The following is a 9,547-nucleotide window of genomic DNA, read 5'->3' as shown; positions in this document are numbered from 1 at the left end:
CGGTGGCGGCTGGCGCGGCTGGCCACGGCGCTGCGCGACGAGCGGCGGCGGCTGGCCCTGTTGTCGGCGGAGGACGCCGGGGTGGCGGCCGCGCTGCGCAACTCGGTGGCCCGGCTCTCCGCGGACGACGCCCAGCTGCTGCGGGCGCTCGGCGCCGGTTTCGCCCGGGAGGTCAACACCGCGGAGGCGGCCGCGCTGTCCGGGGCGGACCCCGACCTGATCCAGGACTCCCTGGAGCGGCTTGCCGAGATGCATCTGCTGGACGAGGAGGCCACCAACCGCTACGTCATGAGTGACCTGGTGAAACTCTTCGCCCAGGGCGACGGCGGCCGGGGCGCGGGGCCGTCCGGCGAGGGCTCCGGCGGGCCGAGGGAAGAGTCGGGGCCTCCGTGAACAGCGGGGCGTTAGTGAGGCGTTAGCGGTCGGCAGCCGGACGGCAGTGGGACGGCAGCGGCCCCGGACAGAGTTGTTGTCGTACCGGACAGCAGCCGAGACTCACCGGGGGGAACCCACCATGTCGCACTCCACCGCCTTCCTCGCCCGCCACGCCCGCACCATCCGTTCCGTCGCCGCCGGTCTGACCGTCGTCGCCGCGGGCCTGACCCTCACGGCCTGCGGCGACAACGACGGCACCGGGGCCAAGAGCTCGGGCCAGGCCCAGTCCTCGGCCACGGCCCAGGCGGACCAGGGCGGCGCCGACGCCGGAGCCCGGGGCGAGGGCGGCAGCGACAACGGCACCGGCGGCGACAACGGCACCGGCGGCGCCAAGGGCGGGGCGCAGGGCAGCGGCACCGGCGGTGCGCAGGACACCGAAGAGAAGGCCGGGAAGAACGGGGGCGTGGCCGAGCAGAACAGCGGCGGCTCCGGGTCGGAGGCCGCCCAGGAGATCGGCGCCTGCGACGTCAACAAGGCCGCGGTGAGTGTCGCGTCCGTCAAGCAGCCGGTCAACCACCTGCTGCTGAAGTTCACCAACCGGGCCGGCGTGGACTGCAACGTCCCCTACTACCCCGTCCTCCGCTTCGGCGACGGACAGTCCGCCACCCCGGCGATCGAGGACAGCAAGCCGCAGGCCGTCGTCACGCTGGCCCCCGGCGAGTCCGCCTACGCGGGCATCACCACCTCCAGCGCCGACGGCTCGGGCTCCGGCGGCACCGAGGAGTCCGAGCTCGAGGTGTTCCTGAAGGGCTACGACTACTCGACCACCGTGAACCTGCCCAGCGGCGGGGTGTACGTCGACAGCAGCTCCAAGGTGACGTACTGGCAGACCAGCGCCTCCGACGCGCTCACCTGGTAATCAGCCCCACAGGTTTCCCGGACGGACAGGCAGCCGCCTCCCCCCGGCTGCGTGTCCCCGACGGCCCCCGCCCCCGGCGGGGGCCGTCCGCTGTCCCGACATGTCCCGCCGAGCCGCCGACGGTGTCCCGCGCCCGGCCGTCCCCGGGCATGTCCCAGCAGGTCAGGGGCGCGCGACGGAACGGGACGTCCCATGGGACACCGGCTCCCCCGAAACCCCCCGCCCTCCGGCCCACAGTGGTTCCCGTCGCCGCGGCGGATCGGCCCGGCGGCCTCAACCGAGCGGCTCCGACGGGCAGTCGGCGCCCTTCGTCACAGGGGGATTCCACACATGACGCACTCCACCACAACCGCCCGGCGCCGGACCATCTGGCGCAAGGTGCTCCCCACGATCGCCGCCGCCGGTATCGGCGCCGCCGGAATCGTGGGCTGCTCGGGCGACGGGGACACCGGCGGCCATGGCACGAAGGCGGAGAAGGTAGATAAGGCAGACAAGGCCCAGGGGGCCGACAAGAACGCCCTGAGCCGCGACACGGGGGCCGCGAAGGGCAAGGGCAGCGCCCTCAAGCTGAAGACGACCAGCGGGGAGTTCGGCACCAAGGCGGCCGCGGCCGCCGACTTCCCCACCTGGGGCACGCGCTGGGTCGTCCACCAGACCGCCGACACCAGCAGCCCCTCCGTCGGCATGATCAACAAGGATGTCGCGGGGCAGGACCGCATCACCGCCGACTACCAGGTCGACACCGGCAAGAAGGCGTGCGAGGGCAGCACCTGCTCGACGTACATGGCGCACATCACCGGGCCGGTCAACGGCTTCCTGAGCGTCCTCGCGGTGGACATCCCCGAGGACTCGCTGCCCGGCGTCCCCGTGCAGAACGGCGGTCAGCAGCCGCCGAAGCCGCCCCAGCCCGGCGGCACCCGCGCCGAGGCGCTCCAGCGGGCCTCCACCTGGCTGACGGCCAACGGCGGCGGCCGGGTCCCGTACAGCCAGGCCAAGATCTGGAAGGACGGCTACCGCCAGGACTGCTCGGGCTACGTCTCCATGGCGCTGGGCCTGAAGGCGCCCGGCACCAACACCGTGGGCCTCACCAGCGGCAGCATCACCAAGCCGATCGCGGTGAACGACCTCAGGCCGGGCGATCTGCTGATCGACGCCGCCGGCAACAACAACACCCGCCATGTCGTGATGTTCGAGAAGTGGAACAACGACGCCCACACCTCGTACACCTCGTACGAGCAGCGCGGCGACTTCGGTACGGACCACACGACCCGCACCTATGGCCTGGAGCCGGGCAGCGAGTACAAGCCCTACCGGCCGCTGAAGTTCACGGACTGATCCGGAAGTTCACGAACCGATGCGCCAGCGATCCGGTTCCTGTCACGAGCGGCACGTCCACCTCGGGGGTGTGGACGTGTCGCTCGTCATGTTCATGATCCACATGCTCCAATGGGAAGCGTGCCAGCGCATCCGAATCAGTCCGAGAATCCACGACGAAAGCCGCTCGCCCCGCTCCCCGAGGAACTGTCCGGCCCGGTACGGGAATTCGTGACCGCACTGCGCCACATGCACGGCGAACTGGGCCTGAGCCTCAAGGAACTCGAAGGGCGCCTGCCCGCCAGCCGCTCCTCCCTCTCCCGCTATCTGCGCGGCCAGAGCCTGCCCGACGAACGGCTCCTGGTCCAGTGGGGCAAGCTCTCCTTCACCGCCGAGGACCGGCTGCCCGAGCTGGTGAAGCTGCTCCACCGGGCCAACGAGGCCGCCGCCGAGTCCGACACCGGACCGGTGGTGGAGACAGACTCCGGCGACGGGCCCGCCGCCCCGCCCCCGGAGGACCGGCCGCCGCGGCGGCGGCTGCGGCTCACGCTCGCGGTGGTGGGCACGGTCGCCGTCGCGGCCGGGGCCACGGTCGGGGTGCTCGCCCTCCGGTCGTCGGACTCGCCCGACACCGACAAGCCCCCGGCGACCCTGGGCAACGCGCGGATCACCGTCTTCAACGCCGAGGAGAGCTGCCGGGACGAGCGCGTCCGCGCCTGCTCCCTGGGCCTGGCGGGGGATCCGTACCTGGCCTACCGCCCCTCCAACATCACGGGCCGGGCCTGGCACGGCGACGTGCTGCGCGCCGACTGCCGCATCGCCAACGGCGTCACTGTCACCGACGAGGCGGGCGGGCACAGCAGCATGTGGTTCCGCGTCTTAAGAGACGGCAAGCGGATGTGGGTCCCGGCCATCCGGATCGATCACGACCAGGTGCAGTACACGAAGCTCCCCAACTGCCCCGAATGAACCGGCTGAACCGAATGAACCGGCTGAACGGACCGCGTCAGCCCTCCTCGTCCAGCCCGGCCAGGACCAGCGGCAGCCGGGCCGCGCCGCCCTCGGTGACCCGGACCGGAACGCCCCAGTCCTGCTGGTGCACATGGCAGGCCGGGTACTCGTTTTCAGGGTCGTCGTCGCAGGACGCGGCCATCGCCGAGACGTGCAGCACGCCCTCGGTCACCCCGTCGGCCAGCACCAGTTCCCGGCGCAGGTCCGTGCCCGCGCCCTCGCCGCCCGCGAGCAGCTCCGGCGGGGTGGAGCTGACCAGCAGCCGGGTGGAGGGGCCGTAGCGGGTGTCCAGCTTCTGGCCCGCGGGCGCCTGGAAGACCACGTCCAGCCGGAGCGTGCCCGGGGCGATGTCGGTGGCGGCGCGCTGGGTGCGGTGGGCCACCGCCTCCACCCGTACGGCCTCCTCGGGCAGCCGCAGCCGGGTCAGCCGGTGCCGGGCGGACTCCACCACCACGATGTCCCGGTCGACCAGCACCGCGCCGGACGGCTCGCGCAGATCCGTGGCGAGCGTGGTGACCTCGCCGGTGGCCGGGTCGTAGCGGCGCAGCGCGTGGTTGTAGGTGTCGGCGACGGCGACCGAGCCGTCGGGCAGCGCGGTGACGCCCAGCGGATGCTGGAGCAGGGCCTGGTCGGCGGCGCCGTCCCGGTGGCCGAAGTCGAAGAGCCCGGTGCCGACGGCGGTGCGGACGGCGAAGGCGTCGCCGTCCCGCTCGACCCAGCGCACCGCGGAGCTCTCGGAGTCGGCGACCCACAGCCGGTCGCCGGACGCGGCGAGCCCGGACGGCTGGGAGAACCACGCCTGGTCCGCGGGCCCGTCCACCAGGCCCTCGTTGGTGGTCCCGGCGGCGGCCCGTACGGTCCCGGCCTGAGGGTCGTACGTCCACAGCTGGTGCACGCCCGCCATGGCGATCCACAGCAGGCCGTCGAACCAGGCCAGGTCCCAGGGGGAGGACAGGTCGATGTCGCGGGCGGGCCCCTCGGCGGGCGAATCCTGCCACCACTGGCGGCCGGTCCCGGCGAGCGTGGTGACCTCGCCGGTCGCGGGGTCGAAGCGGCGCAGCGCGTGGTTCACGGTGTCGGCGACCGCCACCGTGCCGTCGGGCAGCGCGGCGAGCCCCTGCGGCTCGCTGAACCGGGCCCGGTCCGCCGGGCCGTCGGCGAAGCCGCGCTCGCCCGCGCCGATGCGCCGCAGCACGTTCTCACCGTCCGCCGCCAGCTCCACCAGCTGGTGGCGGGTGGTGTCCGAGACCAGGAAGGTGCCGCCGGGCAGCAGCAGCGCCTTGCCGGGGAAGCGCAGCTCGGTGGGGACCGGCTCCGGCGGTACGTAGGGGCCGTCGCCGCGGCGCAGCGTGCCCTTGGCGGCGTGCTCGGTCTCCAGCTGCCCCACCAGGGTCTCGATGGCGTGGGCGTGGCCCTCGCCGGCGTGCTGGGCGACCACATAGCCCTCGGGGTCGATGACGACGAGGGTGGGCCAGGCCCGGACCGCGTACTGCTTCCAGGTGGTCAGCTCCGGGTCGTCCAGGACCGGGTGGTGCACCTCGTAGCGCTCGACGGCGTCGACGACGGCCTGGTGCTCGGCCTCGTGGACGAACTTCGGCGAGTGCACCCCGACGATCACGACGGTGTCGCGGTGCTTCTCCTCCAGCTCGCGCAGCTCGTCCAGGACGTGCAGGCAATTCACACAGCAGAACGTCCAGAAGTCGAGGATGACGATGCGGCCTCGCAGATCCGCGAGGGTGAGGTCTTTTCCGCCGGTGTTGAGCCAGCCGCCGAGGCCGGTCAGCTCGGGGGCGCGGACGCGTGCACGTGGAGCCATATCCCCATCCAACATCAGCTGGGCGGATGGCATTCCCCCGGGCCGGTTCGACCGGCTCGCCCCGGTCCGTCCCGGTCCGGCGTGAAGGGGCCCGCAGACGGCCGCCGCTGACACGCGGCAAGCGGCCGTTCCGGGCCTACGATCGGACTCGAAGCACTGCCCTCGCGCGCGTGGGCAGCGTAACTTGAAGCCACACACCTGCACCCAGCCCGCGTACCAACCGCCCGAGGGGTCCCGTGACCGTCCATCCCAGCCTTCAGACCTCCATCGACGCCTGGACGCATTCCATCGACGCCATATCGGAGTTGGTGAATCCGCTCGCGGAGAGCGAATGGAACCGCGCCACCGAATGCCCGGGATGGTCGGTGCGGGACGTCGTCTCGCACGTGATCGGCCTCGAGTGCGAGATGCTCGGTGATCCGCGCCCGATCCACACGCTGCCGCGCGATCTGTTCCACATGACCGGCGAGCTGTCGCGTTACATGGAAGTGCAGGTCGATGTGCGGCGCTGCCACACGGCGCCGGAGATGACGTCCGAGCTGGAGTACACCGTCATCCGGCGGGCCCGCCAGCTGCGCAACGAGAAGCGGCAGCCGGACACCATGGTGCGCTGGCCCGGCGGCGGCGAGCTGTCCCTCGAAGACGCCCTGATCCGCCGGGCCTTCGACGTGTGGGTGCACGAGCAGGATCTGCGGCGCGCGCTGAACGAGCCCGGCAACCTGGACTCGCCGGGCGCGTACGTCACCCGGGACGTGCTGCTGTCGGCGCTGCCGAAGGTGGTCGCCAAGGACGCGGGCGCGGCGCCCCAGTCGGCGGTGGTCTTCGACGTGAACGGCCCGATGGAGTTCATGCGCACCGTGCGGGTGGACGCGGACGGGCGGGCCACCATCGACGGCAGTGTGTCGCTGGGCCCGTCCGTCACGCTCTCCCTGGACTGGGAGACGTACGTGCGGCTCGCCTGCGGCCGGGTGCGGGCCGACGCGGTCGCCGAAGAGGTGAAGGTCGAGGGGGACCAGCAGCTGGCCGACGCCATCCTGGCCCACTTCGCGATCACCCCGTGACCCCGGCCCCATGATCCCGGCTTCATGATCCCGGCCCCGTGATCCCGTAAGGCGAGCCCTCACGCCGGTACGTGCACCGCCTCGACGCGGCTCGCGACCACGCGCTCGCGCTCCCTGCGGTGCGCGCGGCCGCGCAGCCGCAGGATCTGGGAGACGCCCAGCGCCTGGAGCACGAACACCGACGCGAAGGCGATGCGGAAGTCCTGACCGGTCATGTCCAGCAGTACGCCGACGGCGAGCAAAGTGCTCATCGAGGCCGTGAATCCGCCCATGTTGACGATGCCGGAGGCGGTTCCGGCCCGCTCGGGCGGGTTGGCGGGGCGGGCGAAGTCGAAGCCGATCATCGACGCGGGTCCGCACGCGCCGAGCACCGCGCACATGACGGCCAGCATCCACAGCGGCGCGTGGTCGCCCGGCCAGAACAGCGCGGTGCCCCACACCAGCGCGGTGGCGCCGACCGTGCCGAGGGCCAGCGGGGTGCGGGCGGCATGGTGGCGGGCGATGATCTGCCCGTAGACCAGGCCGATCACGATGTTGGAGACCACCACCACCGTCAGCAGTTCACCGGCGGTCGCCCGGGACAGCCCCTGCGCCTCCACCAGGAACGGCATCCCCCACAGCAGCAGGAAGGCCATGGCGGGGAACTGGGTGGTGAAGTGCGTCCACATGCCCAGCCGGGTGCCGGGCTCGCGCCAGGCGTCCGTGATCTGCCGGCGCACGAAGCTTTTGTCCGTCCGGGTGGCGGGCGGGGGTTCGTGCCCCTCCGGGTGGTCCTTGAGGAAGAGCAGCACCAGGACGAGGATGACCACCCCGGCGACCGCGCTGCCCGCGAAGGTCGGGGTCCAGCCGACGCTGTGCAGGGTCTGGGCGATCACCAGCGTGGAGACCAGGTTGCCCGCCATTCCGATCAGCCCGGCGATCTGGCCCACCAGCGGCACCCGGCGGGCCGGGAACCAGCGGGAGCCGAGCCGCAGCACGCTGATGAACGTCATCGCGTCGCCACAGCCGAGCACCGCCCGGGAGCCCAGCGCCATGGGGTACGAGTGGGACAGCGCGAAGCCGAACTGCCCGATGGTGAACAGCACGATCCCCAGCGCCAGCACCTTGCGGGTGCCGAGCCGGTCCACCATCAGCCCGACCGGTATCTGCATCCCTGCGTAGACCAGCACCTGGAGCACGGAGAAGGTCGACAGCGCCGAGGCGTTGATGTGGAAGCGCTCGGCGGCGTCGATCCCTGCCACGCCCAGGCTGGTGCGGTAGACGATGGCGACGAAGTAGACGGCGACACCGAGGCCCCAGATGGCGACGGCACGCCGCCCGCCGGGCGGGTCCCCGGGCAATCGGGCCGTGGTCATCGCACGTCTCCCCGGGCGAGGGTGTTCACCCAGCTGATGTGGCGCTGGACGAACCCGGTGGCCGAGATCGCGTCCCCGGCGCGCAGGGCGTCCAGGATCTCGGTGTGCTCGGTGATGTTCTTGGCGATCCGGTCGGGCTCGGCGTGCATGGTGGCCACGCCCATCCGCAGCTGCCGGTCGCGCAGCTGGTCGTACAGCTGGGCCAGGATCGTGTTCCCCGCGGCGCGGACGATCTCCGCGTGGAAGCAGCGGTCGGCGGCCGCGAACGCGGCCAGGTCACCGGTCGCCGCGTGCCCCTTCTGCTCCTCCAGCAGCTCCTCCAGCCGCGCCAGCAGCTGCGCCCCGGCCGGCACCACCTTGGCGACCGCGTGCTGCTCGACCAGCAGCCGGGTCTCCACCACGTCCGCGATCTCCTGCGCGGAGACGGGCAGCACCAGCGCGCCCTTCTTGGGGTAGAGCTTCAGCAGCCCCTCGGCCTCCAGCCGCAGCAGGGCCTCGCGGACCGGCGTACGGGAGACCCCGACGGCCTCGGCCAGCTCGCCCTCGCTCAGGAGCGTGCCGCCCTCGTAGCGGCGCTCCAGGACGGCTTGTTTGACGTGGGTGTAGACGCGTTCGGCGGCGGGCGGCGGCTTGATGGCCGTATCGGCGGGACTCATGATGCGCACAGCATAGATACAACAGGTATGCCTGCGTATCCCCCGTCCGCCATGCGGACGGGGGGTACTTCCGTCCTAACCCCAGGTGATCAGACGCTTGGGGCGTTCCAGGATGGCCGCGACGTCCGCGAGCACCTTGGAGCCCAGCTCACCGTCGACCAGCCGGTGGTCGAAGGAGAGCGCGAGGGTCGTCACCTGGCGCGGCTTGACCTCGCCCTTGTGGACCCACGGCTGGAGCTTGACCGCGCCGAAGGCGAGGATCGCCGACTCCCCGGGGTTGAGGATCGGGGTGCCGGTGTCGATGCCGAAGACGCCGACGTTGGTGATGGTCACCGTGCCGCCGGTCATCGCCGCCGGGCTCGTCTTCCCCTCGCGGGCGGTGGACACCAGGTCGCCGAGGGCCTCGGCCAGCTGGGGCAGCGTCTTGGCGTCCGCGTCCTTGATGTTGGGGACGATCAGGCCGCGCGGGGTGGCGGCCGCGATGCCCAGGTTGACGTAGTCCTTGTAGACGATCTCCTGGTTCTCCTCGTCCCAGGAGGCGTTGACGTCCGGGTTGCGCTTGATCGCCACCAGCAGCGCCTTGGCGACCAGGAGCAGCGGGTTCACCCGCAGCCCGGCCAGCTCCGGGTCCTGCTTGAGGTCGGCGACCAGCTTCATGGTGCGGGTGACGTCGACGGTGACGAACTCCGTCACGTGCGGGGCGGAGAAGGCGCTGTCCACCATCGCCTGCGCGGTGGCCTTCCGTACGCCCTTCACGGGCACCCGGCGCTCCCGCGCGCCCGCGACCGGGGCGGCGGGCTCCGGGGCCGCCGCGGGGGCTTCCACGGCCGCGTGGACGTCCTCGCGGGTGATGATCCCGCCCGGGCCGGTCGGGGTGATCGTCGCCAGGTCGATGCCCAGGTCCTTGGCGAGCTTGCGGACCGGGGGCTTGGCCAGCGGACGGGCGGTCCCGGTGTGGCCGTTCAGCTCGGGGCCGGGCTCAGGGCGCACCGGGGCGGCGGGCGCGGGGGCCCGGGGGGCCTCGGCCGCCGGGCGCTGCG

The 9,547-nt window shown here is 72.3% G+C and carries 8 protein-coding genes and 1 pseudogene; 5 read left to right on the top strand and 4 right to left on the bottom strand.

Features of this window, described 5'->3' with window-relative positions:
• The 4 genes and pseudogenes from EEJ42_RS38045 to EEJ42_RS38030 form a co-directional block, all read left to right on the top strand.
• A pseudogene (locus EEJ42_RS38045) lies at window positions 1-393 on the top strand (AfsR/SARP family transcriptional regulator); the annotation flags it as partial.
• Between the two features lie 121 nt (window positions 394-514).
• Window positions 515-1,294 carry a DUF4232 domain-containing protein gene (locus EEJ42_RS54020; protein WP_123106740.1) on the top strand — a complete coding sequence of 260 codons (780 nt, stop codon included), beginning with the start codon at window positions 515-517 and terminating at the stop codon, window positions 1,292-1,294.
• A gap of 330 nt (window positions 1,295-1,624) precedes the next feature.
• The gene (locus EEJ42_RS38035; protein ID WP_246097629.1) at window positions 1,625-2,629 is read left to right on the top strand and encodes an NlpC/P60 family protein; all 1,005 of its coding nucleotides are present in this window, start codon (window positions 1,625-1,627) and stop codon (window positions 2,627-2,629) included.
• Between the two features lie 111 nt (window positions 2,630-2,740).
• Window positions 2,741-3,577, top strand: coding sequence for a helix-turn-helix domain-containing protein (locus tag EEJ42_RS38030; protein ID WP_123106738.1), 837 nt, complete (start codon window positions 2,741-2,743; stop codon window positions 3,575-3,577).
• Between the two features lie 37 nt (window positions 3,578-3,614).
• Here the strand turns inward: EEJ42_RS38030 and EEJ42_RS38025 are convergent, their stop codons facing one another.
• Window positions 3,615-5,435, bottom strand: coding sequence for an NHL domain-containing thioredoxin family protein (locus EEJ42_RS38025; RefSeq protein WP_123106737.1), 1,821 nt, complete (start codon window positions 5,433-5,435; stop codon window positions 3,615-3,617).
• 236 nt (window positions 5,436-5,671) lie between these two features.
• Between EEJ42_RS38025 and EEJ42_RS38020 the strand changes: the two genes are divergently transcribed.
• A complete protein-coding gene (locus tag EEJ42_RS38020) occupies window positions 5,672-6,496 on the top strand; it encodes a maleylpyruvate isomerase family mycothiol-dependent enzyme (RefSeq protein WP_123106736.1) in 825 nt (274 codons plus the stop codon).
• 59 nt (window positions 6,497-6,555) lie between these two features.
• Here EEJ42_RS38020 and EEJ42_RS38015 read toward each other — a convergent pair whose 3' ends face one another.
• From EEJ42_RS38015 to EEJ42_RS38005, 3 genes are all read right to left on the bottom strand, one after another.
• Window positions 6,556-7,851, bottom strand: a complete 1,296-nt coding sequence (locus EEJ42_RS38015) for an MFS transporter (RefSeq protein ID WP_123106735.1) — start codon at window positions 7,849-7,851, stop codon at window positions 6,556-6,558.
• Window positions 7,848-8,507 (bottom strand): GntR family transcriptional regulator, encoded by a 660-nt coding sequence (locus EEJ42_RS38010; RefSeq protein WP_123106741.1) that lies wholly within the window; start codon window positions 8,505-8,507, stop codon window positions 7,848-7,850. The genes EEJ42_RS38015 and EEJ42_RS38010 overlap by 4 nt, the downstream gene beginning before the upstream one ends.
• A gap of 75 nt (window positions 8,508-8,582) precedes the next feature.
• Window positions 8,583-9,547, bottom strand: a 965-nt coding sequence (locus EEJ42_RS38005; RefSeq protein ID WP_148082174.1) for a dihydrolipoamide acetyltransferase family protein, incomplete at its 5' end; no start/stop codon positions are given.

The organism is Streptomyces botrytidirepellens, from assembly GCF_003721215.1.
Classification (GTDB): Bacteria; Actinomycetota; Actinomycetes; order Streptomycetales; family Streptomycetaceae; genus Streptomyces; species Streptomyces himastatinicus.
This window is presented reverse-complemented; position numbering and strand designations above follow the sequence as displayed.